General features: G+C 65.7%; 20 protein-coding genes and 2 tRNA genes. 4 read left to right on the forward strand and 18 right to left on the reverse strand.

All coding sequences use genetic code 11. The features are described from left to right. Positions 1–123: 123 nt before the first annotated feature. Positions 124–558 carry a nuclear transport factor 2 family protein gene (locus IB229_RS16375; RefSeq protein ID WP_192330888.1) on the reverse strand — a complete coding sequence of 145 codons (435 nt, stop codon included), beginning with the start codon at positions 556–558 and terminating at the stop codon, positions 124–126. 65 nt (positions 559–623) lie between these two features. Then, on the reverse strand, positions 624–2,660 hold the full coding sequence (locus IB229_RS16380; protein WP_192330890.1) for an NADPH-dependent 2,4-dienoyl-CoA reductase: 2,037 nt from the start codon (positions 2,658–2,660) through the stop codon (positions 624–626). A gap of 205 nt (positions 2,661–2,865) precedes the next feature. Between IB229_RS16380 and IB229_RS16385 the strand changes: the two genes are divergently transcribed. Both IB229_RS16385 and IB229_RS16390 read left to right on the forward strand, forming a co-directional pair. After that, entirely contained in the window at positions 2,866–3,777 is a 912-nt protein-coding gene (locus IB229_RS16385; protein WP_192330892.1) for a hydrolase, read from the forward strand. Next, positions 3,774–4,811 (forward strand): AraC family transcriptional regulator, encoded by a 1,038-nt coding sequence (locus IB229_RS16390; protein ID WP_192330893.1) that lies wholly within the window; start codon positions 3,774–3,776, stop codon positions 4,809–4,811. The genes IB229_RS16385 and IB229_RS16390 overlap by 4 nt, the downstream gene beginning before the upstream one ends. Positions 4,812–5,050: 239 nt before the next feature. Here the strand turns inward: IB229_RS16390 and IB229_RS16395 are convergent. The 13 genes from IB229_RS16395 to IB229_RS16455 all read right to left on the reverse strand — a co-directional run bounded on the left by IB229_RS16395 (position 5,051) and on the right by IB229_RS16455 (position 18,750). Continuing rightward, positions 5,051–5,127 (reverse strand) — tRNA-Asp (locus IB229_RS16395). A gap of 20 nt (positions 5,128–5,147) precedes the next feature. After that, positions 5,148–5,223, reverse strand: a tRNA-Val gene (locus IB229_RS16400). 332 nt (positions 5,224–5,555) lie between these two features. Beyond that, positions 5,556–6,068, reverse strand: a complete 513-nt coding sequence (locus tag IB229_RS16405) for a type II secretion system protein M (RefSeq protein ID WP_225579161.1) — start codon at positions 6,066–6,068, stop codon at positions 5,556–5,558. An 8-nt stretch (positions 6,069–6,076) separates the two neighbouring features. After that, positions 6,077–7,219, reverse strand: coding sequence for a type II secretion system protein GspL (gene gspL, locus IB229_RS16410; protein ID WP_192330904.1), 1,143 nt, complete (start codon positions 7,217–7,219; stop codon positions 6,077–6,079). After that, on the reverse strand, positions 7,216–8,178 hold the full coding sequence (gene gspK / locus IB229_RS16415) for a type II secretion system minor pseudopilin GspK (RefSeq protein ID WP_192330906.1): 963 nt from the start codon (positions 8,176–8,178) through the stop codon (positions 7,216–7,218). Before gspK ends, gspL begins: the two co-directional genes overlap by 4 nt. Beyond that, positions 8,175–8,858 carry a type II secretion system minor pseudopilin GspJ gene (gene gspJ, locus IB229_RS16420; protein WP_192330908.1) on the reverse strand — a complete coding sequence of 228 codons (684 nt, stop codon included), beginning with the start codon at positions 8,856–8,858 and terminating at the stop codon, positions 8,175–8,177. Before gspJ ends, gspK begins: the two co-directional genes overlap by 4 nt. Beyond that, entirely contained in the window at positions 8,855–9,244 is a 390-nt protein-coding gene (gene gspI, locus IB229_RS16425) for a type II secretion system minor pseudopilin GspI (protein WP_192330910.1), read from the reverse strand. The genes gspJ and gspI overlap by 4 nt, the downstream gene beginning before the upstream one ends. Beyond that, on the reverse strand, positions 9,241–9,774 hold the full coding sequence (gspH, locus tag IB229_RS16430; RefSeq protein ID WP_192330912.1) for a type II secretion system minor pseudopilin GspH: 534 nt from the start codon (positions 9,772–9,774) through the stop codon (positions 9,241–9,243). The genes gspI and gspH overlap by 4 nt, the downstream gene beginning before the upstream one ends. A 6-nt stretch (positions 9,775–9,780) precedes the next feature. Beyond that, positions 9,781–10,212, reverse strand: a complete 432-nt coding sequence (gene gspG, locus IB229_RS16435; protein ID WP_192330914.1) for a type II secretion system major pseudopilin GspG — start codon at positions 10,210–10,212, stop codon at positions 9,781–9,783. Positions 10,213–10,216: 4 nt separating this feature from the next. Beyond that, positions 10,217–11,431, reverse strand: a complete 1,215-nt coding sequence (gene xcpS / locus IB229_RS16440) for a GspF family T2SS innner membrane protein variant XcpS (RefSeq protein WP_192330916.1) — start codon at positions 11,429–11,431, stop codon at positions 10,217–10,219. Beyond that, positions 11,431–12,942 carry a type II secretion system ATPase GspE gene (gspE, locus tag IB229_RS16445; protein WP_192330918.1) on the reverse strand — a complete coding sequence of 504 codons (1,512 nt, stop codon included), beginning with the start codon at positions 12,940–12,942 and terminating at the stop codon, positions 11,431–11,433. The genes xcpS and gspE overlap by 1 nt, the downstream gene beginning before the upstream one ends. A 310-nt stretch (positions 12,943–13,252) precedes the next feature. Continuing rightward, on the reverse strand, positions 13,253–15,988 hold the full coding sequence (locus IB229_RS16450) for a peroxidase family protein (protein ID WP_192330920.1): 2,736 nt from the start codon (positions 15,986–15,988) through the stop codon (positions 13,253–13,255). 134 nt (positions 15,989–16,122) lie between these two features. Continuing rightward, on the reverse strand, positions 16,123–18,750 hold the full coding sequence (locus IB229_RS16455) for a LuxR C-terminal-related transcriptional regulator (protein ID WP_192330922.1): 2,628 nt from the start codon (positions 18,748–18,750) through the stop codon (positions 16,123–16,125). Between the two features lie 411 nt (positions 18,751–19,161). On the opposite strand from IB229_RS16455, the gene IB229_RS16460 reads away from it, so the two are divergent. After that, entirely contained in the window at positions 19,162–19,818 is a 657-nt protein-coding gene (locus tag IB229_RS16460) for a type II secretion system protein N (RefSeq protein ID WP_192330924.1), read from the forward strand. After that, complete coding sequence (gspD, locus tag IB229_RS16465; RefSeq protein ID WP_225579162.1) at positions 19,815–21,767, forward strand: type II secretion system secretin GspD; 1,953 nt, start codon at positions 19,815–19,817, stop codon at positions 21,765–21,767. The genes IB229_RS16460 and gspD overlap by 4 nt, the downstream gene beginning before the upstream one ends. Before the next feature lie 108 nt (positions 21,768–21,875). On the opposite strand, the gene IB229_RS16470 is transcribed toward gspD, so the two are convergent. The 3 genes from IB229_RS16470 to IB229_RS16480 are packed head-to-tail and all read right to left on the reverse strand — an operon-like array spanning position 21,876 to position 25,202. After that, a complete protein-coding gene (locus tag IB229_RS16470; protein ID WP_192330926.1) occupies positions 21,876–23,087 on the reverse strand; it encodes an O-succinylhomoserine sulfhydrylase in 1,212 nt (403 codons plus the stop codon). A 10-nt stretch (positions 23,088–23,097) separates the two neighbouring features. Further along, on the reverse strand, positions 23,098–24,603 hold the full coding sequence (gene purF, locus IB229_RS16475) for an amidophosphoribosyltransferase (protein ID WP_192330928.1): 1,506 nt from the start codon (positions 24,601–24,603) through the stop codon (positions 23,098–23,100). A gap of 35 nt (positions 24,604–24,638) precedes the next feature. Continuing rightward, a complete protein-coding gene (locus IB229_RS16480) occupies positions 24,639–25,202 on the reverse strand; it encodes a CvpA family protein (RefSeq protein ID WP_192330930.1) in 564 nt (187 codons plus the stop codon). Positions 25,203–25,291 lie beyond the last annotated feature (89 nt).

Raw genomic sequence — 25,291 nt, forward strand, 5'->3', positions numbered from 1 at the left:
AATGTGACTGGGTTGGCACTCGACCGGCCACCGGCGGTCGGTGAGCCGGTGGCAGGGTCAAACTGTGATGCGGTTGGGCAGATTGGCGGCATGCCGAGGCGTTGCGCGCCCCGGCAAACGGCGTCAGGCCGGTTTTTTCGCCGCCAGGAACGGCGCCAGGCGCCGGCCCATTTCCTCGCCGAGGGCCTGCAGGCCACTCATGGGACGAACCATCACTTCGAACTCGACGATCTTGCCCGCCTCGTCGAAACGGATCATGTCGATGCCCTTGAGCTCACGCTCGCCGACCCGGGCGCTGAACTCCAGCACCAGGTTGAGGCCATCGTCGCTGACCAGCTCACGGTGGTAGGCGAAGTCCTCGAACACCTTGATCACGGTATTGAGGATCAGGTTGACCGTCGGCGCCCCCGGGTAGGGAGTGTGCGCCATCGGCGAGCGAAACACCGCTTGCGGGTGCAGCAGGTCGCCCAGTTGACTGAGGTCACCGGCAGCGATCATCTGGTGCCAGCGTTCGACGCTCGCGGCCACGGCCGGTGCGAGTTGCGTGGAAGTGCTCATGGCAGTTCTCCTTGTTGTTGTCAGCCGTAAACAAAACGCCCCGCATGAAGCGGGGCGCTGGTGACTCAGAGTTCGGCGGCGAGGCGCGAACCCTGGTTGATCGCACGTTTGGCATCCAGCTCGGCCGCCACGTCGGCGCCGCCGATCAGGTGCACATTCTGCCCGGCGGCAACCAGACCCTCCTGCAGCTCGCGCAGCGGATCCTGGCCGGCGCAGATGATGATCGTGTCCACCGGCAATACCTGCGGCTCGCCATCGGCGATGCGGATGTGCAGGCCGGCGTCGTCGACCTTGAGGTACTCGACCGCGTTGAGCATCTGCACCTGCTTGTTCTTCAGGCCGGTGCGATGGATCCAGCCGGTGGTCTTGCCCAGGCCGTCGCCGACCTTGGAGGTCTTGCGCTGCAGCAGGAACACCTGGCGCGCCGCCGGGTGCGGCTGCGCCTGGATGCCGGCGATGCCGCCACGGGCTTCCAGATCGGTGTCGATGCCCCACTCCTTCCAGAACGCGTCACGGTCGAGGCTGGTGGCCTCGCCCTGATGGGTGACGAACTCGGAGACGTCGAAGCCGATACCGCCGGCGCCAATCACCGCAACCTTCTGGCCGACCGGTTTGCGCTGCAGGATGGCATCCAGGTAGCTGATCACCTTGGCGTTGTCGATGCCCGGAATCGCCGGGGTGCGCGGCGCGATGCCGGTGGCGAGGATGATCTCGTCATAGCCGCCCTTGGCCAGCTCGTCGGCCGATACACGGGTGTTCAGGCGCAGGTCGACGCCGGTGGTTTCCAGCTTCTTCTTGAAGTAGCGCAGGGTCTCGTAGAACTCTTCCTTGCCCGGCACACGCTTGGCCACGTTGAACTGGCCGCCAATCTCGCTGGCCGAATCGAACAGGGTCACGCTGTGGCCACGCTCGGCGGCGACGGTCGCGGCGGAAAGCCCGGCAGGGCCGGCACCGACCACGGCGATTTTCTTCACGGCGGCAGTGGGGATGTAATTCAGCTCGGTCTCGTGACAGGCACGCGGGTTGACCAGGCAGCTGGTCAGCTTGCCGCCAAAGGTGTGGTCCAGGCAGGCCTGGTTGCAGCCAATGCAGGTGTTAATCTCGTCGGCACGGCCTTCAGCGGCCTTGTTGACGAAGTCCGGATCGGCGAGGAACGGACGGGCCATGGAGACCATGTCGGCGTCGCCTTCAGCCAGTACCTGGTCGGCAACTTCCGGGGTATTGATGCGGTTGGTGGTGCACAGCGGAATGCTCACTTCGCCCTTGAGCTTGGCGGTGACCTTGGTGAAGGCCGCGCGCGGTACCTTGGTGGCGATGGTCGGGATACGCGCTTCGTGCCAGCCGATACCGGTGTTGATGATGGTGGCGCCGGCCTTCTCGATGGCCTTGGCCAGTAGGACGATCTCGTCCCAGGTGCTGCCACCCTCGACCAGGTCGAGCATCGACAGGCGATAGATGATGATGAAGTTCGGGCCTACGGCCTCACGCACGCGGCGGACGATTTCCACCGGCAGGCGCATGCGGTTCTCGTAGCTGCCGCCCCAGCGATCGGTACGGTGGTTGGTGTGGGCGGCGAGGAACTGGTTAATGAAGTAACCCTCGGAACCCATGATCTCGACGCCGTCGTACTCGGCCTGCTGGGCCAGCACGGAGCAGGTGACGAAGTCCTGGATCTGCTTCTCGATGCCCTCCTCGTCCAGCTCGCGCGGCGTGAACGGGTTGATCGGCGCCTGAATGGCGCTCGGCGCTACCGATTTCGGGCTGTAGGCGTAGCGGCCGGCATGCAGGATCTGCATGGCGATCTTGCCACCCGCCTCATGCACCGCCTTGGTGACGATCTTGTGCTTCTCGGCTTCCTCGACGGTGGTCAGCTTGGCCGCGCCGGAGTACACGCCGCCTTCCTCGTTCGGGCCGATACCGCCGGTGACCATCAGGCCGACGCCACCACGGGCACGCTCGGCGAAGTAGGCCGCCATGCGCTCGAAGCCGCCCGGCTTCTCTTCCAGGCCGGTGTGCATCGAGCCCATCAGGGTGCGGTTCTTCAGGGTGGTGAAGCCGAGGTCGAGTGGAGCCAGCAGATGCGGATAGGTAGCGGCGGCCATGGAGTTCTCCTGAGCAGGCGTGTGCGGTTCACGGATTGTCGCGGTCTCATGCGGACCGCGATCGGTTATGCGGCAGACGATAAAGAGCGGCACGCGACCGCTCAATGATCGTAAGTGACAAGTTATTGATCAAAAGTAGCAGCGCGACTTGGCATCGCCGCCGCACTTCCCTACCCTGAGGGCGAATTCCATCACTCGTTTTCCTATGCGCAACCTGCTGACCACCTTCTTCGCCGTGCTGCTGCTCTGTGGCACCGTCATCTATGCCCTGTGGACGCAGGAAGTCCCGCCCAGCCACTACCTCTCCGACTTGCGCAGCGAGATCGTCGAAACCAGCGGCACGCCCACTGAGCTGGGCAACCTGCTGGCGATCAGCCCGACCCTGCACCCCAGCGACTACCAGCGCCCGCGACGCCTCTACCTGAAACTCGATGCTGCCCTGCGCCATGCACGCCAGGCCGGCCAGCTCGACGCGCATACCGTGGTGGTGCTGCCCGAGCAGATCGGTACCTGGTTGGTACTCGCCGACGAGAAACCGCGCCTCTACCGCGCCGGCTCGCTGGACGAAGCCAAACCGCTGCTCGCCCTGAACAACCCCTGGGCGCTGCTGCGCACCTGGCTCAGCGCCGAGCAGTCACTGAACCTGCGCGAGCTGTTGCTGCGGATGAAAGCCCAGCAGGCCGCCGACGCCTACCTGCAGGTATTCGGCGCCCTGGCACGCGAGCACCGGGTGATCCTGCGTGCCGGCAGCATCCTCTTGCCATCACCACGCCTGGTCGACGGCAGCGTGCGCACCGGCAATGGCGCCCTGCACAACTTCGCCCTGACCTTCGCCGCGGACGGCAGCATCCTCGGCGCACCACTCAGCCAGGCGCTGCACAAACACCCGGCGGCGCAGGAACAGGTGCTCGGTGACAGCGGCCTGACACTGCGCAGCCAGGCCATACCCGGCGCCACCACCTACCAGCTGCATGCTGCGGGCGCCCAGGCCAGCGTCAGCGCCACACTCGGCGGGCAACTGTGGGCGGTGCGAGCCGCCGACGTACGCGTGGAAATGAGGACGGCGTCCCAGGCACAGGGCCCGACGCGCTTGCACAACACCTGGCTGACCCGATGAAAGCGCAGCGCGTCCGCCTTGGCGAGCTGTCCGTGGCCTTCGTCCACGGCCTGAGCGAAGCCGTACGCGAAGCCGAGCGGGATGCCGGCAGCCTGCTCGAACAGTTTGGCCTGGATGCCGCGCGCCTGGCGCAACCCAATGGGCGCCTGTCGATCCCGCGCTATATGCGCCTCGGCCACGCGGCCATCCAGCTCACCGGCAACCCGGCCCTGGGCCTGGACATGGGCCGTCTCAGCCATATCGGCCAGCTCGGCCTGGCCGGTGTCACCGCTGCACAGGCACCGACGCTGCGCGAGGCCGCCCGTACCCTGACCCGCTTCGAGCTGCTCTACGCCAGCAACTACCGTGGCCAGTCGAGCTTTCACGAAGACAGCAAGGGCGCCTGGCTGCGCTTCTACTCCATCAGCCCGTACAACGCCTACAACCGCTTCGTCGTCGACTCGGTACTGGCCGGCTGGCATCGCCACCTCAGCCAGGTCGCCGGACAAAAGGTGACAGTGGAAAAGGTCGAGATCGAATTCCCCGCCCCCGTCTACGCCGAGCGCTACAGCGAAGCCTTCGGCTGTCCGGTGGAGTTCGGCGCGGCGGCCAACCAACTGCGCCTGAGCCAACCGACCCTGGCACTGCGCGGCCCTGAACACTGCCCGAGCACCTGGCAGCAGTTGGTGGCACTGTGCGAACGCGAGTTCGAGCAGCTGACGCGCACGCGCAGCCTGCGCGAACGCATCACGCGTCTGCTGGGGCCGTTACTGCATGGTCGGGAACCGGATCTGGAAGAGGTGGCCACTCGCCTGCAACTGCCCGTGTGGACATTGCGCCGCAAGCTGGCAGAAGAAGGAACGCAATACCGGGCGATTCTCAACGATACCCGGCGCGATCTGGCGATGGCATACATCAGGGATACCGAACTGGCGTTCGGAGAAATTGCATACTTGCTGGGCTTCGCTTCCGCGGAAGCCTTTCAACGCGCCTTCAAGCGCTGGAGCGGGCAAACTCCCGGGGAGTTCCGCCGCAGCCAGCGCCTACAGGCTTAGGCACTTCACAGCTCGGTGGCGTCTTCGGCCGACTCGGCTGAGTCGTGTTCGCCGGCGTGGTACTCGAGCAGTTCTTCTACGTAATCGTCCATAGGGCTTCCTCCTGTCGTGACGTTATGGCCTAAACAAAGACCATGCCAACAGCCTGAAGATTCCATATGACGAGCGTGTGACGGCGAAAAATTTTCCACCAGATGCGAAAAACCCCCAGTTCTTGCGAACTGAGGGCTTCTCTAATATGGCGCAGCGGACGGGACTCGAACCCGCGACCCCCGGCGTGACAGGCCGGTATTCTAACCGACTGAACTACCGCTGCGCGTCGGTCTCGCAAGAGAATGGTGGGTGATGACGGGATCGAACCGCCGACCCTCTGCTTGTAAGGCAGATGCTCTCCCGGCTGAGCTAATCACCCGAGTAGCCTTGCGAGGTGGCGAAATTTACGCATCGGCCTTCGCTAAGTCAACACCCTGCTTGAAGTTTTTTTACAAATCGCGATTTTCCCGCTGTCGCAGCCGCTTGCCGATGCGTGATGACCAGGCCGGAACCAGCAACACGTGACGGCATCCAGACGGCCGCCACTCCGCCATCGCCGAACGCGCAAGGAAACCTGCCGATGCGCGCTGCTGGCCCGCCGCGAGCAGCAGCGTTGTATTGCACGCCAGCGACGCTGCGGTCATCGAGCGAGGCAACGCGCTCTGCCGTTTCCGGCCTCGTTCTGGTGCATTCGGCACCAAGCTGGGCCGTTCAGGCACCACTGCGCAGCAACAGGCGGCTGCTCACCAAGCCCTTGTCGGCACGCTCCAGGCCGGCTTCGTCGACACGCACGCCCTGCCCCTCCAGCTCGATCAGCCAGCGCAGCAACCGTGCAAACTCGGTGGGCTGCAGCACCACCTGCACCGCGCCATCGCCCTGACTGTCGATGCGTTCGACCGTCAGCCCCTGGGTGCCGGCGCTGGCCGTTACCAGGCCTTGCAAGCGTGCCGGGGCGAGGCTGACCTGCGGTTTACCGCTCATGGCGCGCACCTGCGGTGCGTGCTCCTGCAGGTAGCCGTTGAGCGTGCGTTGCTGCTGCAGGTACTCGCGCGCCTGCACCACACGCAGCTCCGCCGGACGCCAGAGCAGCAGATAGAGCAGCACCAGCAGGGTGAACAGCCCGAGCGCGCCGAGCGCCAGGCGATCACGCCGTGACAAGCCGTACCAGTAGTTCAACGCACCCGTGCGCTGCAGGCTGGCCTGCAGCGGTGCTGTCAGGGACATGAGCCGGCTCATCCGTTACCTCCAATGACCAGTCGCGCGCTGACGCCCGCGTCCTCGCGGCTCGCCGAGCCCATCTGTACCGCCATGCCGCTCTCCTGCAAGCGCTCGCGCAGACGCTCCAGCGCGGCAAAATCCTGCGCCTGCAGATTCAGCGCGACATCGCCGCGCTGGGCGTTGAAGTCCAGCTGCTCGACCCGCACCTGCGCGCCTTCGGCGTTGATCGCCCTGGCCGCCTGATCGAGCAGGCCGAGGAGCAGGTTCTGCCCGCTGCCGGCGCCTTCGCTGAGGTGCTGATCGAACTGCGCACGCAGGTTGATCAGCTTGCGGTCCCCGGGGAACAGCTCGCGGTACAGCGCCTCGTTGGCGCTGGCGTAATGCTCCGCCTCGCTCTGCAGACGCCAGCCCTGGGCCAGGTTGAAGCCCCATTGCAGCGTGACCCAGATACCGAACAGTGCCAGCACCACACGCCAGCGCCCCAGCCCGCCAGACGCCTCGCGGCGGGCGAAGGCGCCCTGAGCCAGGTTGCCACCGTGCTGCTTGGCCAACCAGGCATAGGGCTGCGCCACCTCATGCAGTTCGTCCACGCCGTCGGCTCGCGCCGCGCCCTGCGCCAGGTGCGCGACCCAGGGCTGCGGGCACAGATCGCGCACCTGCGGCCACTGCTCGGCCTGAATGGCCAGGCGCACCTCGCCACTGCCGCCCAGCAACCAGCGCTCGCCCAGGCACAGTAATTGAGTCGCGCCATTGCCGAGCAGGTCGGCGTCGATCTCGATGCGCTGTGGCGCGCTGTCCCCGCACAGCGCCAGCCAGCCGGCCAACCAGTCGCGACGCACCGCATACACGCGGTGACGGCCATCGCCCAGCGCCTCGCCCACCGTCAGGTGAAACAGGTCGACATCCTCGGCCAACAACTCCTCGACGGCGAACGGCAGGGCCTTTTCCAGCCAGCGCGCCTTGGTCGTCGGCAGTGCGACGGCGCAGACGCTCACCGCCTCCACCGGTAACACCAGGCGCCACACCTGCTCGGTGGCCGGAACGGCATCGGCGAACGCCAGCTGCGCACAATCGCCACCCGCCACCCGCCACACCGGCAGTTCGGGGTCGACCGCGGCGCAGGCCGCGGGCGGAAGAAATACACACAGCGCACTCATTGCTCGGACTCCTTGTTGGCCAGCGCCGGTACGATGCCGGCCTGCCCCAGATCACGCGCCGTCACGCGCACGCGCCCATCATTGCCACGTTGCAGGGTGCTGACCAGCACCTGCCGCCGATCCCCCAGGCGCACTTCGCTGGTGACCTGGAAATACTGACTGCTGAATACCACGCCCTCCACGGGGCTCTGTGCGCCCAGCAACTGCTGAAACTGCTCCTGGGCGATACCACCGCGCCGCTGCATGGCCAGCAGCGCATCCAGCGATTGCGGCGCTACGCCGGCACTCAGGCTGGCCAGCACCTGGGCGCTGGCGGTATTGACGTTCAGTTTGACCTCCCTGGGCAAGGCGCTGACGAAGGGCTGCAGGCGGCGATACTCCTCCTCCTTCATGCCCAGCAGCAGGCGCAGCTCGGAAACATCGGCGATCAGCCCCGGACCAGTACGGTACGGCGGCTGCAACAGCAGGTACTCGGCATCCTCGGCGCCCTCGCTGCCGGAGGCATCCTGATCGCGGTCGAGCCAGTCCAGCAGACGATCGGCATAGGTCGGTGGCAGCTCCAGCAATTGCAGCAGACGACGCAGACGCTGCAGCTCCAACTCGGCCTCCTGGCCGCCAACCGCGAGGCGGTTGAGATTGAAGCGCCCGGCCAGGTCGCTGATGCGCAGGGTCAGGTCGCCGCCCTCGTCGAGGGGAAAACTCAGCCGTGGATTGGCCCACTGCTCGCCCAGGTGATCGATGGGTACCGCCGTATCGTTGGCACGCAGATCGCGCAGCAGAATGGCCTTGGCCAGCAACTCGCCGCCCTCGGCGTAATACAGTGCCTGGCGCACCAGCAACTGGTTGCCGGTGCTGCGAATCGCCAGCTGCTGGCGCAGCAACAGACCAGTACAGACCACGCTGACCAGTGCCACCACCAGCAACACGGTGATCAGGGCGACGCCGCGTTCGCGCTTCACAGGCCGCCCTCCGCCGCATCGGGCAATTGCTCGCCAGGGTCGGGCTCGCCGGGCACCTGCTGGCTGCGCTCCGCCGGATCGACCAGACGCCAGACCCGACGCAGTTCGCCATAGTGGCGGTGCTCGATGGTCACCTCCAGCGCCTTGGGCAACTGGGTCATGGCTTCCTCGGCATCGCTGTTGGCCGGCGGCCAGGTCTGCAGCCAGCGGTCTTCTTCATCGAGAAAGCGCAACTCGAAACGCGTGACGCCCTGCAGGGCACGCTGCACGCGCGGCTGGCTGTCCTGGGCCTGGTCGAGTACCGCCCAGTAGACCCGCTGCCAGTCCTCGCCCTGCAGCTGCCAACGCACCCGCTGCAAGGTCGCACGCGGCAGGCCCAGCGGGTTGCGCCAGCCATTGCGGGTCAGTTCCAGGCGCGTACTGGAACCGCTGTCGCCGAGCATTGCCGGCATGCTGTCGCCCAACGGGTCACGCACCGGACGAGCGATGGCCTGCAGTACGTCGCGCTCGAAGGCGGCCATGGCACGGGTCAGCTCGCGGATGCGCTGCTCCTGCACGCGCTGGCCGCGGTCGACCTGCATCACGCTGTCGAACATACGGTAGGTGGCCAGACCGAGCAGGGCGAAAATGGCGATGGCGATCAGCAGCTCGAGCAGGGTGAAACCTGCGGCGCGCCTCATGGCTGTACCCCGATGAAACCGGTCAGGGCTACCAGTGCCTGGTCCTCGACCTTGCCCACCAGGCCGCTATCCGGACGCAGCGCCACCCACAGGGTCACCCGTCGCATGCCTGGTTCGCTGGTCGCCTTGACCTCGCTCTGCCACGACCAGCGGCGCCCGGCATAGGTGTCCTCGCCCTGCTCGCGCCCTTCCGCCGCCGGATCGGTGGCCAGCTGCATCTCTTGCAAGCGGTTGTCGGCGACCCACAGGGCGAAGGTCTTGTCCTCCAGGCGTGCAGCCGTCTTCAACGCCCGCGAGCTGGCCGCCAGGACACTGGCCGCGACCAGAGCGAAGATCGCCAGGGCCACCAGTACTTCCAGCAGGGTGAAGCCATGCGCACGCTTCACGGCCGGCTACCCGGCAGCTTTTCCGGCTCGATCAGCGGCTCGCTGAAACCGTCGCTGGACATCACCAGCGCCGGAGCGCCGCGATCCCGCCCAGCCAGGCGCAGGCTGAACGGACTCAGCTCGCCACTGGAGAGAATCAGCAGTTGCGGCACCAGCGTCTTGGCCGTGCCCTTGCCGGTTGGTACCGGCAGCGTCAGCGCCTGGTCGTCCAGTTCGATGCGCAGCTCGACCCAGTCCGGCAGCCTGTGCACCTTGTCATCGTCCAGCGGTTGCCACTGCGCCCGCGGCGCGTCGTAACGCAGCACCTGATAGCTCTGCCGCTCGAAGCGTACGCCGTACTCACGGTTGTCCAGCACCGCTTCGTCGAGCAGTACGCGCAGCAGGCCACCGAGGCGCTCGGCCTCGTCGTTCAACTGGCGCGCCGGGCTGGAGACCATGCCGCTGCCAATCACCGCCACGCCGACCAGCACGCCGAGGATCACCAGGACCACCAGCAGTTCGATCAGGGTGAAGCCGCGCACGCGCCGCATGAATAATCAGAGGCTCCAGTTGCCGATGTCGGCGTCACTGCCCTCGCCGCCTTCCTGGCCATCGGCGCCCAGCGAGTACAGGTCGATCTTGCCGCGCGTGCCCGGCGACAGGTACAGGTAGGTATTGCCCCACGGGTCGACCGGCAGCTTCTTCAGGTAGCCCTCGGCGTTCCAGTTCTTCGGCGGCGGGTTGCCGGTGGGCTTTTTCACCAGCGCCTCGAGGCCCTGCTGGGTGCTCGGGTAGCCCTGGTTGTCGAGCTTGTACATGTCCAGCGCGGCGCCGATGGCGCGGATATCGTTCTGCGCCACGGTGACCTTGGCCTGGTCCGGGCGGCCCATCACCTGCGGCACCACCAGCGCGGCGAGGATGCCGAGAATCACCACCACAACCATGATTTCAATGAGGGTGAAGCCTTGTTGATTTACCCGCTTGTTCATCGTTTCAACCCACCAGTTGGTTCAAGGACAGAATTGGCAGGAGGATGGCCAGTACGATCACCAGCACCACCGCTCCCATGAAGACCAGCATGAACGGCTCGAACAACCCCACCAGCAGGCCGATGGTGGCCGCCAGGTCGTTCTCCTGATTGCGCGCAGTGCGCGCCAGCATCTGATCCAGTTCGCCCGAGCGTTCGCCGCTGGCGATCATGTGCAGCATCATCGGCGGAAACTGCCGGCTGGCCTCCAGCGCCCGCGACAGGCTGCCGCCTTCGCGCACGCGCTGGGTGGCCTGGATCACGTCGTTGCGGATCACTCGGTTGACCACAACCTCGGTGCCGATTGCCAGCGCCTCGACCAGTGGCACGCCGCTGCGCACCAGGATCGCCAGAGTCGAGGCGAACCGCGCTGTCTCGGTGGCCCGCACCAGCCCCCCCACCAGCGGCACGCGCAGGACAACGCCGTGCCAGCGCAAGCGCATGCCCTCCTCGCGAATCGCCCGGCGAAACCCCAGCACCAGCAGGACGATGACAATCAGCGCCAGCCAGCCCCAGCTCTTCACTAGCTCACTGACGATGATCAGCCCGCGGGTCAGCGCCGGCAGGGTCTGCCCGGAGTCGATGAACACCCGCACCACGTCCGGCACCACGTAGCCGAGCAGGAAACCGACGATGATCAACGAGGTGACCATCAGGATCACCGGATAGAGCAGTGCCAGCTGCACCTTCTGCCGCGACTGCTGGCGCTGTTCGGTGTAGTCGGCAAGTTGCTCCAGCACCGGCCCCAGGTGTCCGGCGTGCTCGCCGGCGGACACGGTGGCGCGGTACAGCTCGGGGAAGGCCGCCGGGAATGCCGCCAGCGCCGCGGCCAGGCCATGACCTTCGAGCACCCGCGCGCGTACGGCGAGCAGCATCGACTGGATGCGCGGCTGACGTGATTGCGCGGCGGCGGCGCGCAGGGCCTCCTCGATGGGCAAGGCGGCACTGATCAGCGTCGCCAGTTGCCGGGTGACCAGGGCCAGGTCGCGCGCGGCCAGGCCACGACGGAAACCGAAGCCGCTGCCCTGCGGCGCCTCGCGGCTGCGCATGGCCTCGACCTGCAGCGGCGCCAGCTGTTTCTCGCGCAGCAACTGACGCACCTGACGCGCGCTGTCGGCCTCGAGCACGCCCTTCTGCTGGCGGCCCTTGGCGTCGAGGGCGATGTATTCGAAAGCGGCCATCAGTCTTCCCGCGTCACGCGCAGCACTTCTTCCAGGGTGGTCACCCCTTCCAGCACCTTGCGCCGGCCGTCTTCGCGGATGCCAGGGCCGAGGCTGCGGGCATGGCGGGTCAGCTCCTGCTCGCCGGCACCGTTGTGCACCAGGGTGCGCATCTGCTCGTCGAACACCACCAGCTCGTAGATACCGGTACGCCCGCGGTAGCCCTGCTGGTGGCAGTCGCTGCAGCCCTGGGCGTGGTAGATCACTGGCTTGGCCTGCGCATCGAGGCTGAGCAGCGCGCATTCGGCCTCGTCCGCCGGGCGCGCCTCGCGGCAATGCGAGCAGAGCACACGCACCAGGCGCTGGGCCAGCACACCGAGCAGGGACGACGACAGCAGGAAGGGCTCGACGCCCATGTCGACCAGGCGGGTAACGGCGCCCACCGCGCTGTTGGTGTGCAACGTCGAGAGCACCAGGTGACCGGTCAGCGAGGCCTGCACGGCGATGTCGGCGGTTTCCTGGTCGCGAATCTCGCCGACCATCACCACGTCCGGGTCCTGGCGCAGGATGGCGCGCAGGCCGCGGGCAAAGGTCATGTCCACGCGCGGGTTGACCTGGGTCTGGCCGATGCCTTCGAGGTAGTACTCGATCGGGTCTTCGACGGTGAGGATGTTGCGTGTGCGGTCGTTGAGAGTGACCAGGCCGGCGTACAGCGTGGTGGTCTTGCCCGAGCCGGTGGGGCCGGTCACCAGGATGATGCCGTGCGGCTTGCGCAGGTTCTCGTCGAGCAGCCGACGGTCGCGCTCGCTCATGCCCAGGTGCGGCAGCGACAGGCGCCCGGCCTGTTTGTCGAGCAGGCGCAGCACCACTCGCTCGCCGTTGGCCGAGGGCAGCGTGGAGACGCGGATGTCCACCTCGCGGCCACCGACCTTGAGCGAGATGCGCCCGTCCTGCGGCACGCGCTTTTCGGCGATGTCCAGGCGCGCCATGACCTTGACCCGCGACACCAGCAGCGCCGCCAGCTCGCGGCGTGGTTCGATCACTTCACGCAGGATGCCGTCGACCCGAAAGCGCACGACCAGGCGTTTTTCAAAGGTTTCCAGGTGGATATCGGAGGCGCCAGCCTTGATCGCCTCGCTGAGGATGGCGTTGATCAGGCGGATGATCGGCGCGTCGTCTTCCTGCTCCAGCAGGTCGCCGGATTCGGGGGTAAGTTCGGCCAGGCTGGCCAGGTCCATTTCCGCACCGAGGCCTTCAGCCATCAGGCGCACTTCCGAGGAGTCGCGCTGGTAGGCGTTGCCCAGTTCCTGCTCGAAAGCGGCGGGTTCCAGCCACTGCAGGGCCAGGGTCTGGCGGGCGAAGCGCTGGGCTTCCTGCACGGCAGCCAGCGTGGCGCCTTCACGGGCGAACAGGTGGGTGTGCGCACCGGCTTCACGCAGCAGCACACCATGGCGCTTGGCGAAGGCGAACGGCAGCGAGCGAAATGGCAAGCCTGCCGGCGCTGCGGCGACGGCAAATGGATCGGTGGACATGTGCGGGCCTATTCCTGGATCAAAGGAGTTAGCTGTTCTTGTTGTTATGAGGCGCGACAGAGCGGCCAAGTTAACGGATTCGACAAAAAAATAAAGGTTCGATGTGGGGCTTTGTCATCACAGTGCGCGCAATCGCACAGGGGATGGGCCTCGCCGGATAAAAAAACGCCGGCGCTGCGGGTGCAGTGCCGGCGTCATGGCCACGTGTGCGACGTACTGCTGCCTGCCCGCAACGTCGCGTGAATGACCTGTAATGTGCGTAACGCGTAACAGGACTCACCAGCGCAGCGCGCTGGTGAGGTCCACGGGTTTACTTGTCTTCGTTGCGCTGGTGCTTGAAGAACACGCCGTTGTCGCCGAATGCGGAGGCGATCATTGGGGTGGTCAGCTCCAGCTCGCCGACTTTCACCGCACTGCTGCGGCGCTGCTGGGCGTAGGTACGGCTGAGCGACGGGATGATCGAGGTCTTGATCTCCGCCGAGGTGGCGTACACGTCATACAGCTTGGTGCCGGCGGTTAGCGTGGTCAGGTCGTTGCGGAAGTCGTGCACGGCACTGGAGAAACGCGTGCGCAGCTCGGCCTTCGGCACGAAGTAGATCTGTGTCGGCGCCTTCGGCTTGGCCACGGCCTGGCCGTTCTGCGTCACTTCGGCGAGGTCGTCGACGCGCAGCAGGGTCGGTTTCAGGCTCACCGCCGAGAACAGCAGGGTCGTGCCCAGGGTGTCATTGACTTCCGGCACCACGTACTGCGAAAGCTCGTTGGCGAAGAAGTTGTAGTTGTTGCCCTGGCCGCTGAGGCTGTACAGCGCGGAGACGTTCTGCGACGGCTTGCCATCGACGAAGGCCTTCCACCCCAGACCCGGCTGGAAGCCGTTGGCATTCGGATCGCCAGCTACCGACAGGCGCAGCAGGCCATGGTCGGCGCCCTGGAACAGCCCGGTGTACGGGTTGCCCGCGGTGGCGACGAACTTCACCTTGGCCATCACGCCGTGCGGGTGCATGGCCTTCTGATAGCCCGCCGGTGCGACATCACCGGTCTGCTGGACCTTCTTCCACAGCACCGAACCGATCAGGCCACCGACGTCCACCGGCGGGATCACCGGCAGTTGGCCCGCGGCGTACTGGGTGCGCAGCGCACCGTTGACCCACAGGTTGTCGACCTTGCCCTGCGCCGGCCAGGCCTGGTAGTCCGCCGGGATGTTCAGGCCCCAGGGTTTGAAGGCGTTCTCCACGCCCACCAGGCTGCTGTTGAGCTCCGGGTTGTGGCGCTTGAGCACGTCGACCATGGTGCTGTTCTCGACCCAGGCCAGGCCTTCGGCGGTGTAGATCTCCGGGCGGTAGTCCTTGGTGTAGAAACGGTCGGTCATCAGGCGGCGCGAGGCGTTCATGATGAAGATCTGGAACGCCGTCTCGCCGAAGGCGAAGCCGTCCGGGCGCACGGTTTCAGCGAGCTGGCCGACCAGGGTGTCGATCTTCTCGATGTCGTTGCCGTACAGGCGCTTGAGCTGCGCCAGGGTGGCCGCGTCCTTGGTCAGGTCCTCGAACTTGGTGATCGGCTTGAGGCCGATCTGCCGGCGGAACTCGTTGTAGCGCGGCACGCCACGCTCCCGATCACGCAGCACGTCGATGGTCGCCAGGTCGATGTTGCCGACCAGCGGAATCGACAGGTTGCGCAGGAAGTTCGGGTAGTTGTGCAGCGTCAGCGAACCGGGGTTGGTGATGCCGAACGAGTACCACAGGCGGTCTGGACGCTCGACGTTGAGCAGATTCTCGGCGTCGCGGTCACGGGTGTTCTGCAGCGGCACGGAACGCGACACCAGGTTGGAGCCGATGTCGTAGACGTCGACCTTGTCGCGCATCAGCGGGTGCATGCGGTACACGGCGACGAACTCTTCGGTGAGGCTGTACGGCGTGCCGTGGTTGTTCGGTGCGGTCGAACCGACGATGCCGCTGAGGGCGTGGTCGATAGACGAGCTACCGACACCATTGGGGTCGAAACCAAGGATGCGTTTGATGAAGGAGTCCGACTTGGCCAGGTCCTCCTGGAGCATGCGCACTTCGGCCTGATACTTGTCACGCGCGCCGCCGGAACCCAGCAGGCCCCACCAGTTGGCGTACATGGCACGTTCGGTGATCGGGTTGGCGATCACCGCAGGGGTCCATTCCACGGTGTGGATCTTGGCCATCAGCGCCGAGTTGACCAGGCGCGCGTGGTCGTACAGCCACTGGTCGGTCTGCCCCGGATACTTCTGCTTGAGCATCGTGGCGATGGCGTTGTGTTCCTTGGTGAACAGCTGGTGCAGCATGCTCAGCCCGACCCACCAGTTCTCGTTGAAACCGGTGATCGGCTTGCCGCTGATCAGCTCGTGCGGCAGGCTGCCGTCGGCGTTGATCTTCAGCTTGCCGTCGACGAAGGAACGCACCTTGTCGTTGGTTTCCTTGTTGCTGCCGTAGAGCTGCGAACCGTCCCACCAGTGGGTGTTGTGGTTGCGGTAGGTCATCGGCTTGCCGGCATCGGCGGCGGTACGGGTCGGATCGGGCTGGGTGCGGCGCACGGACAGCGTGCCGCTGCCGAGCACGTCGCCGGCCGGCAGCGGTACCTGGATCGGGTTGGCTTCGACGTTCGGGCCGTGTTCGACCCAGTCGTGGATCATGAACTGGATCCAGGAGGCGGCGATGAAGTTGAGGCTCGGCGCCGGCTTGAACTCGCCGCGCGCCATCAGGCTGTTACTCACGTCACGCGGGTTGGGCTTGAGCAGCGTGTCGGTTTCGCCATGGGTGACGTTGGGGTTCACGTTGCGGCCGAAGCGGCGGTAGACGGAGCCTTCGGCAGGGTTCGAGAGGATGTTGCAGGTGCCGTCCTCGGTCCGCGCCACACGACTTCGCGCGTCACAGGTGATCGTCGCGTTGGCCTTTGGGTAGTCTTCCACGTCGAACAGGTTGTTCTTGAACAGCGATTCGCGCTCCAGGCTGAGCGCGATCAGGCCGGCGAAGATGCCCAGGGTGCCGAGCTTGGTTAAAGCCGGCCATGTGACCCAAACAGACATGACGGTATCTCCCGATTTTATTTTTGTGGGTATGGGGTGCCGGGATGATCCGGCAGGCGGGAGAGTAAGGATTTGTTTCAGCCCCTCCCCCCCTCCCAGGGAGGGGTAGAGGGTGATCGGCAGGCCGTTCGTCGTCAGCTGCGTGGCAGCATGGCGAGGATGGCTTCGGTGCGGCTGGAGACGTTGAGCTTCGAGTAGATGTTCTTCAGGTGCCACTTGGTGGTCGACAGGGCGATACCGGTGCGCGCGCTGATCTCGGTGTTGGACAGGCCGCTGCGCAGGCAGTCGAAGATCTCCACCTCCTTGCCCGTGAGCAGGCTGGCGATGTCCGGCAGTGGCGCCGGCGCGGCGCTTTCGGCCATGAGGAACTCGGCGTAGGTCGCACGGTAGTTCTCCGGAATTTCCAGCAGGCCGGATTGCAGCAGGCCGAGCACCGCCTCGGCAAAGCCTGGCGCCTCGTCGAACACCGAGCGGTTGATGTTGACGATGCCAAAGCGCTCCACCAGTTGCAGCAGCGCACGCAGTTGGTCGTCCTTGCCTTGTTGCGGCGAGCCGAACACCAGCAGGTTGGCTTCGACCACCAGCGCACGGGCCTTCATCTCGCTCTGGCGCAACGACTGCGCCAGCACGTTGAGGATGCGACTGGCGCGCGGCTGCGCGCCACGCATCACCAGCCAGTACACCGCAGCCAGGCCGTAGCGCTCCCAGCACTCGTCATAGGGCCGCGCGCGCTCCCACTCCCCGGCCGCCAAGCGCTCTTCGATGCCGAGGCGCTGGGCCAGGCTATCGAGCGCCGCCGGACGCCCGGCGAGGAAGGCCTGGCGCATGCTTTCCTGCGCGACCTGGCTGGCGAAGCGCTCGTAGTTGCCCAGCTGCAGCACCCGCGACAGCTGCTCCAGCAGGCGCCCGGCGCGGCCATGGGACTGACGCCGGTAGAGCAGGCGCGACAGGGTGATGTGCACCGTGGCGATGGCCTCGGTGGCCGACGACGAACTGACCACCGCCATCAGGTCCTCGCACAGCTGCTGCGCCGCCGCGAGCTGGTTCTGCTCGTACAGCGCCACCACCATGGCCGTAGCCCGGTTGACCCAGGCCGGCGAGGAGCGTTCGGTGCGCTGGTAGTCATTGCACACATCCTTGCGCGCACTGGTGGCGCGCCCGGCGTTGCGGTTGCACAGGGCGATGATCAGGTCGGCGTAACTTTCCAGGAAGCTCTGGCCGATCTGCGCCAGCAATGCCTTGGCTTCCATGGCCATGTGGATGGCCCGCTCCAGGCGCGCGTTCATCAGGTGGTGGTAGGACAGCAGCGTCAACGTCAGTGCGCGGATGTTCGGTGGCACGCCGGGCTGCAGCAGCGACGCCCAGCGCTCGCCCGGGACGAAGCCGAGGTCGAACTGGAACAGCTCCAGGTTCAGCGCCAGCAGCCGGCGCGTCGGCTCGTCCACGGTCGGCTCGGCGGCAGCGCGGGCGAACAACTCGTCCAGGCAGTAGCGCGCCTGGTGGAAGCGCCGCGACAGGGTCAGCGCATAGATCATCGGCACCAGCAGGCGCGGGCGGGCGAACAGCTCGGCCTCGGGCAGCGGCTCCAGCCACTTGAGCACATCGGCGAAGTAGCCGATGCGCACCCACTGCTCGCAGGCATCCTCGAGCATCTGCAGGAACAGCGCCGGCTCGCCGCAGCGCTGGGCATGCAGCAGCGCCTGCTCGAAATCGCCGCGCTGCAGGAACCACTGCGCCGCCCGCTGGTTCAGCGGGCCGATGCGCTGCGGCTGCTCGACCGCCAGACGCTTGCCGAGAAAATCGTGCAGCAGCGCGTGATAGCGGTACCAGCCGGCCTGGTTTTCCACCGGCAGCATGAACAGTTCGCGGGCGGCGATATCCTCCAGCAGCAGCGCCGAGCCGCTGCGGCCGAGCACGTGGTCGCAGAGATCGCCGTCGAAGCGCTCGAAGATCGCACTGCACAGGAAAAACTCGCGCAGGTGCGGTGACAGGCGCTTGAGCACCACATGGCCGAAGTAGTCGACGATCTCCGGCTGGCTGCCATTGAAGCGCTCGAGGGCAATGGTGCCGAAGCGCGCATAGGCCAGTAGCGCGACCTTGACCCCGGCCATCCAGCCCTCGGTCATGGCCATCAGGTTGTCGACGTAGGTCGCGCTCAGGCTCGGCCCGCCAAGGTGCGCATTGAGCTGCTGGATCTGCCCGGCGGACAGGCGCAGGTCATGCTGGTCGATGCACAGCAGCTTGTTTTCCAGCTTCAGCCGGCTCAGGGAAAAGCCGGGGTGGTTGCGACTGGAGAGGATCACCCGGGTACTCGAGGACAGGCGTTCGAGCATCGCCGAGAGCACATCGAGAATGGTCGGCTGGCTGATGTGCTGCAGATCGTCGAGGACGATGTAGAGGCCACCGTCGATGCGGTCCAGGGCGTCGGCCAGGTACTCACCAACCGCCTCGGGTGCCTGGTGCATCTCGCCGCCGAAGGGGTTGAACCAGGAAATGTCGAAGTCTTCGACCTGGCCGCGAATGCACTCGGCGAGGCGGCGAAAGAAGCGCACGGGGTCATTGTCGCGGGCCTGCACCGGGTAGTAGGCGACGGTGCGCAGGGTGTCCCCGGCCTGCCAGTGGGCCAGCAGCGTGGACTTGCCGGAGCCCGCGGGCGCGAGCAGCAGCGTCAGGGGGAACTGCTCGCAGTGGCTGAGCAGCTCCAGCAATTGCTCCCGCGCAAAACCCGGAGGCATGGCGGCAGACGACTTGCGGTCATCCATGGTGGTAACTCTTCAGGCTTGTTTTTATTGTTTGGGAGCACGCACGTGGCGACGGATGATAACCACCTCGCGCCGGGGAAATCTGAAACAGGTCACGCTTCGAACAGCGCGCCGCGCAATGGCGCTGGCGCCAGACGGCCGGCACCCTGGCCGCAGGCGATATACCGCAGCTCTGGAACCGGCACGTCAGACGGTGGTCATGCATCGGTAGCGCAACGATGATTGCATCGGTCTGCGACAAGCACGGCAGCGATTCTTGCGGTATGGTTGGCGCTGCTCCGATTTCCGATGGCAGAATCGGCGCAATCCCCTACCCAGGGATGGTGCAAGGATCGGCCAAGCGGCCGCACGCTACCCGGCGGCGCCGCGCGACAAAAAATAAGAAGAAAAAAGAACTTGGGGAGTGAAGCTTTGACCGCATCAGGCATCCGCCTTCCTGGCTGGCTGCATCGCCACGGCGTGTCCATCCTGTTTCTGCTCGGCGTCTGCGCCATGAGCCTGAGTCTGTCGTGGCAGACGCTGGATCTCGTGCGCCTGTTGCGCAGCCCCGCCCCCGCTCCCACCGAATCCTCCGCCAGCGCCCAGCAGCAACCCATCGTCGTGGAATCCCTGCAGGGCCTGTTCGGCACGCCGCTGCAGCAGCGCGGCGACCAGCAGGCCCCGGCCACCACCCTGCAGCTGACCCTGCTCGGCAGCTTCGTCAGCCCGGACAGCCAGCGCTCCACCGCCATCGTCCTGGTCGCTGGCGGCAAGCCCAAGCGCCTGGCCATCGGCGATGAAATCAGCGACGGCGTGCGCCTGCAGGCCGTGCATCAGGATCATGTGGTCCTCAGCCGCAACGGTCGCGATGAGAGCCTGCGCTTCCCCCGCCAGCGCAACGTTGCGCCGGTACAGCAACAGAACGCGCCAGACGAGCTGCTGCCACCGACCGCCGAACAGCTTGAGCAACTGCAGGGCGAAGACGTCCAGCTCCTGCAGCAGCGCATGGAACTTCTCCGTCAACAAATGGAAGGCGACGGCAGCGTGCCGCCGCCAGCCGACGCACCCGAAGACGAAATCACCCAATGAGCCAGCCGAAATCCATGTCGCCCAAGCACCTGCCCCTCGCCCTCTGCCTGGCCATTGGTTGCGCGAGCCTGCCGCTTCTCGCCCAGGCCGCCGAACCAGCCGCCATCAGCGCCCAGCAGAACGAAACCTGGACCATCAACATGAAGGATGCGGATATCCGCGACTTCATCGAACAGGTTTCCAGCATCAGTGGCCAGACGTTCGTCGTCGATCCGCGGGTCAAGGGCCAGGTCACCGTCGTCTCGCAGGCGCCGCTGGGGCTGAGCGAGGTCTACCAGCTGTTCCTCTCGGTGATGAGCACCCACGGTTTCTCGGTGGTGTCCCAGGGCGACCAGGCGCGCATCGTGCCCAATACCGAGGCCCGCGCCGATGGCTCCACGGGTGGCATCGACTCGCCCAACACCATGGAAACCCGCGTGATCCAGGTGCAGCAGAACTCGGTGAACGAGCTGATTCCGCTGATCCGCCCGCTGGTTCCGCAATACGGCCACCTGGCCGCGGTGCTGTCGGCCAATGCGCTGATCATCAGTGACCGCCCGGCCAACATCACCCGCATCGAACAACTGGTGCGCCAGCTCGACCAGGCCAACCAGCAGGACTACACCGTCTACGACATGAAGCACGCCTGGGTGATGGATGCCGCCGAGGTGCTCAACAACACCCTCAACCGCGGCCAGGCCAAGGGCACCAGCGCCGCCCAGGTGATCGCCGACCGGCGCACCAACCGCCTGATCCTGCTTGGCCCGGAAGAGGCGCGCAGCAAGATGCTGGCCCTGGCGCGTTCCATCGACACGCCCTCCTCGCGCTCGGCCAACACCCGCGTCATCCGCCTGCGCCATAACGACGCCAAGGCCCTGGCGCAGACCCTGGGCGAAATCAGCGAAACGTTGAAATCCGCCGAAGGTGGCGGCGCCGAAGGCGGTGGCGGCAAGCCCAAGCAGATGCTGATCCGCGCCGACGAGAGCCTCAATGCCCTGGTCATCCTCGCCGACCCGGACACCGTGACCATGCTCGAGGACATCGTCCGTCAGCTCGACGTGCCACGTGCGCAGGTGCTGGTCGAGGCCGCCATCGTCGAGATTTCCGGCGACATCCGCGATGCCCTCGGCGTGCAGTGGGCCGCGCGGGGTGACAACGGCATTGGCGGGGTCAACTTCAACAACACCGGGATTTCCATCGGCACCCTGATCGGCGCACTGCAGGAAGAGGAAATCCCCGCCACCCTGCCCAACGGCGCGATCATCGGCATCGGCAACGGCACCTTCGGTGCGCTGATCACCGCGCTGTCGTCCAACAGCAAGAGCAACCTGCTGTCGACCCCGACCCTGCTGACCCTGGACAACCAGGAGGCGGAAATCCTGGTCGGCCAAAACGTGCCGTTCCAGACCGGCTCCTACACCACCGCCACCGACGGTGCGAGCAACCCGTTCACCACCATCGAGCGCCAGGACATCGGCGTGACGCTCAAGGTCACCCCGCATATCAACGAAGGTGCCACCCTGCGCCTGGAGATCGAACAGGAAATCTCCTCGCTGGTGCCCTCGCCGGCCAACGTCACGGTGTCCGACGTGATCACCAACAAGCGCTCGATCAAGAGCACCATCCTCGCCAGCGACGGCCAGGTCATCGTGCTCGGCGGCCTGATCCAGGACGACGTCACCCGCAGCGACTCCAGGGTGCCGATCCTCGGCAGCATTCCCCTGCTGGGGCGGCTGTTCCGCTCCACCGAGGACACCCACGTCAAGCGCAACCTGATGGTCTTCCTGCGCCCGGCCATCGTCCGCGACGCCAATGGCCTGGCGGGGCTCAGCAGCAAGAAGTACAGCGACTTGCGCGTGCTCAGCCAGCCTGCCGAAGGCCCGAGCATCCTGCCGGCGGAAGCCCGCCGCCTGTTCGACCGCCAGGACAGCTACGGCGAGCCGACCATCGACCTGCGCCCACAGCAGTAGATACCCGCCAGCCAAAACGACTACGCCGCGTCCTGTTATGCAGGACGCGGCGTAGTCGTTTCAGGCAGTGCCACGTGCAGCGGGCGAGTCATTCGCCCGCGATGCGCCTCACAATGCAGCGAGACCGCGAGCCAGGTCGGCCTTCAGATCGGCCAGGTCTTCCAGGCCCACGGCAACGCGAATCAGGTTGTCGCGAATCCCGGCATTGCCGCGCTCTTCGGCCGACAGGCGTCCGTGCGAGGTGGTCGCCGGGTGGGCGATGGTGGTCTTGGTGTCACCGAGGTTGGTGGTGATCGAGATCACTCGCGTGGCATCGATGAAACGCCAGGCCGCCTCCTTGCCCCCCGCCACCTCGAAACTGACCACCGCACCGAAGGCACTCTGCTGACGCGTGGCCAGTTCATGCTGCGGATGGCTGGGCAGGCCGGCGTAGTAGACACGCTCGATGCCCGGCTGCTGCTCCAGCCACAGGGCCAGCTGCAGTGCGCTGGCGCAATGCGCCTGCATGCGCACGCGCAGGGTTTCCAGGCCCTTGAGGAAGATCCAGGCGTTGAACGGGCTGAGGGTCGGCCCGGCAGTGCGCAGGAAGCCGACCACACCTTCCATCTGCGCCTTGTAGCCGGCGACCACGCCGCCCATGCTGCGGCCCTGACCGTCGATGTACTTGGTCGCCGAATGCATGACGATGTCGGCGCCGAGCTTCAGCGGCTGCTGCAGCGCAGGGGTGCAGAAGCAGTTGTCCACCGCCAGCAGCGCGCCACGGGCATGGGCGATTTCCGCCAGTGCGGCGATATCGACCAGTTCGGCCAGCGGATTGGACGGCGACTCGACGAACAGCAGCTTGGTGTTGGCCTTGAACGCCGCCTGCCAGGCCGACAGGTCGGCCAGCGGCACGTAGTCGACCTGCACGCCGAAGCGCTTGAGGTACTTCTCGAACAAGCTGATGGTCGAGCCGAACACACTGCGCGAGACCAGTACGTGGTCGCCCGCGCTGCACTGGCTCATGACGATGGCGAGGATCGCCGCCATGCCCGACGACGTGGCGACCGCCTGCTCGGCGCCCTCCAGCGCGGCGATGCGCTCCTCGAAGGCGCGCACGGTGGGATTGGTGTAGCGCGAATAGACGTTACCCGGCACTTCACCGGCAAAACGCGCGGCAGCATCGGCGGCGGTGCGGAACACGTAGCTGGAGGTGAGGAACATCGCCTCGCCGTGCTCGCCTTCCGGCGTGCGGTGCTGCCCTGCCCTGACCGCCAGGGTGTCGAAACCGACACCCTCGAGGTCACTGTCCAGACGTCCTGCATCCCAATCCTGGCTCATCGCGCCGTCCTCAGTCGTTGTGCAGGTCGATGATCGCGCTAACCGCTTCGGCCGTAGCCTTGCTGGCATCGTTGCGCGCCTGTTCGATCTTGTTCAGGTAGACCTCGTTGACGTCCCCGGTGACGTACTCGCCGTCGAACACCGCGCAGTCGAAATGCTCGATCTTGACCTTGCCGCCGCCGACCGCTTCCTTCAGGTCAGCGAGGTCCTGGTAGATCAGCCAGTCGGCGCCGATCAGCTCGGCCACTTCATCGGTACTGCGGCCGTGAGCGATCAGCTCGTGCGGGCTGGGCATGTCGATGCCGTAGACGTTCGGATAGCGCACCGCCGGGGCCGCCGAGCAGAAGTAGACGTTCTTCGCGCCAGCTTCACGGGCCATCTGGATGATCTGCTTGCAGGTGGTGCCGCGTACGATGGAATCGTCCACCAGCATCACGTTCTTGCCGCGGAATTCCAGTTCGATGGCGTTGAGCTTCTGGCGTACCGATTTCTTGCGCGCCGCCTGGCCGGGCATGATGAAGGTACGGCCGATGTAGCGGTTCTTGACGAAGCCTTCACGGAACTTCACGCCCAGGTGGTTGGCCAGTTCCAGTGCCGAGGTGCGGCTGGTATCCGGAATCGGGATGACCACGTCGATGTCATGGTCCGGGCGCTCGCGCTGAATCTTCTCGGCCAGCTTCTCGCCCATGCGCAGGCGCGCCTTGTACACCGAGATGCCGTCCATCAGCGAGTCCGGGCGAGCCAGGTAGACGTGCTCGAAGATGCACGGCGAGTACTGCGGGTTCTCCGCGCACTGGCGGGTGTAGAGACGGCCGTCTTCGGTGATGTACACCGCTTCGCCCGGCGCCAGGTCACGGATCAGGGTGAAGCCGAGCACATCGAGGGCGACGCTCTCGGAGGCGATCATATATTCCACGCCGTTGTCGGTGTGACGCTGGCCGAAGACGATCGGACGGATCGCATGAGGGTCGCGGAAACCGACCACGCCGTAGCCGGTGATCATCGCCACCACCGCGTAACCACCCCGGCAACGGGCATGCACGCCGGCAACGGCCGCGAACACGTCCTCCTCGGTCGGCTGCAGCTTGCCGCGCACCGCCAGCTCATGGGCGAAGACGTTGAGCAGCACTTCCGAGTCGGAGTTGGTGTTGACGTGGCGCAGGTCGGACTCGTAGATCTCCTTGGCCAGCTGCTCGACGTTGGTCAGGTTGCCGTTGTGCGCCAGGGTGATGCCATACGGCGAGTTGACGTAGAACGGCTGCGCCTCGGCGGAGCTGGAGCTGCCCGCGGTCGGGTAGCGCACGTGGCCGATGCCAACCTGGCCGACCAGACGCTGCATGTGGCGCTGCTGGAAAACGTCCCGTACCAGGCCGTTGTCCTTGCGCAAAAACAACCGGCCATCATGGCTGGTCACGATGCCGGCAGCGTCCTGGCCGCGATGCTGGAGGACGGTGAGCGCGTCGTACAGAGACTGGTTGACGTTCGACTTACCGACAATACCGACGATGCCACACATGTGCCGCAACCCCTACGTTGTGAATCAGGCTAGAACTACAGGCTCTCGGGCAGTTTAGGCTGCAAGAGACCGTCTTTGAATGGAAGCTCGGCTGGCGCGCTGATACCGCTCGCCAACCACTGACTGGACAGACTCAGAATCAGATTCTTCGACCAGTCGGCGACCATCAGAAAATGCGGCATCAGGGTCGACTGCTGCCACCATTCATCCTGTTGCACCGGTGCCAGGCTGACCAGACCGATCAGCACTACCACCAGCAAGGCCCCGCGCGCTGCGCCGAAGACCATGCCGAGAAAACGGTCGGTGCCTGACAGGCCGGTTACCCGGATCAGCTCACCGATGAGGAAATTGACCAGTGCGCCCACCAGCAAAGTGGCGATGAACAGAATGGCGCAGGCGGCGATGACGCGCATCGACGGTGTTTCGATGAATTCCGTGAGGTGCTGCGAGAGGGCCCCGCCGAACATCCAGGCGACCACACCTGCGATGATCCAGGTCAGCAGCGACAGGGCTTCCTTGAAGAAACCGCGCTTGAGGCTGATCAAACTGGAAATGGCGATGACGGCGATGATCGCCCAATCGACCCAAGTGAATGCCACGATGCTGCCTACAGACGGGAAAGGCGGCGGATTTTAACAGAGCAAAGCCCCGCCGGGTAAGTCGGGGCTTTTATATCAGCGTGATAGAG

The sequence above is a fragment of the Pseudomonas sp. PDM14 genome (assembly GCF_014851905.1).
GTDB lineage: Bacteria > Pseudomonadota > Gammaproteobacteria > Pseudomonadales > Pseudomonadaceae > Aquipseudomonas.

Excerpts from the sequence above, each read along its gene's own strand:
- IB229_RS16375 (WP_192330888.1), bottom strand. The coding sequence starts at position 558 with ATGAGCACTTCCACGCAACTCGCACCGGCCGTGGCCGCGAGCGTCGAA.
- IB229_RS16380 (WP_192330890.1), bottom strand. The coding sequence starts at position 2,660 with ATGGCCGCCGCTACCTATCCGCATCTGCTGGCTCCACTCGACCTCGGC.
- IB229_RS16385 (WP_192330892.1), top strand. The coding sequence starts at position 2,866 with ATGCGCAACCTGCTGACCACCTTCTTCGCCGTGCTGCTGCTCTGTGGC.
- IB229_RS16390 (WP_192330893.1), top strand. The coding sequence starts at position 3,774 with ATGAAAGCGCAGCGCGTCCGCCTTGGCGAGCTGTCCGTGGCCTTCGTC.
- IB229_RS16405 (WP_225579161.1), bottom strand. The coding sequence starts at position 6,068 with ATGTCCCTGACAGCACCGCTGCAGGCCAGCCTGCAGCGCACGGGTGCG.
- gspL (WP_192330904.1), bottom strand. The coding sequence starts at position 7,219 with ATGAGTGCGCTGTGTGTATTTCTTCCGCCCGCGGCCTGCGCCGCGGTC.
- gspJ (WP_192330908.1), bottom strand. The coding sequence starts at position 8,858 with ATGAGGCGCGCCGCAGGTTTCACCCTGCTCGAGCTGCTGATCGCCATC.
- gspH (WP_192330912.1), bottom strand. The coding sequence starts at position 9,774 with ATGCGGCGCGTGCGCGGCTTCACCCTGATCGAACTGCTGGTGGTCCTG.
- gspG (WP_192330914.1), bottom strand. The coding sequence starts at position 10,212 with ATGAACAAGCGGGTAAATCAACAAGGCTTCACCCTCATTGAAATCATG.
- xcpS (WP_192330916.1), bottom strand. The coding sequence starts at position 11,431 with ATGGCCGCTTTCGAATACATCGCCCTCGACGCCAAGGGCCGCCAGCAG.
- gspE (WP_192330918.1), bottom strand. The coding sequence starts at position 12,942 with ATGTCCACCGATCCATTTGCCGTCGCCGCAGCGCCGGCAGGCTTGCCA.
- IB229_RS16450 (WP_192330920.1), bottom strand. The coding sequence starts at position 15,988 with ATGTCTGTTTGGGTCACATGGCCGGCTTTAACCAAGCTCGGCACCCTG.
- IB229_RS16455 (WP_192330922.1), bottom strand. The coding sequence starts at position 18,750 with ATGGATGACCGCAAGTCGTCTGCCGCCATGCCTCCGGGTTTTGCGCGG.
- gspD (WP_225579162.1), top strand. The coding sequence starts at position 19,815 with ATGAGCCAGCCGAAATCCATGTCGCCCAAGCACCTGCCCCTCGCCCTC.
- IB229_RS16470 (WP_192330926.1), bottom strand. The coding sequence starts at position 23,087 with ATGAGCCAGGATTGGGATGCAGGACGTCTGGACAGTGACCTCGAGGGT.
- purF (WP_192330928.1), bottom strand. The coding sequence starts at position 24,603 with ATGTGTGGCATCGTCGGTATTGTCGGTAAGTCGAACGTCAACCAGTCT.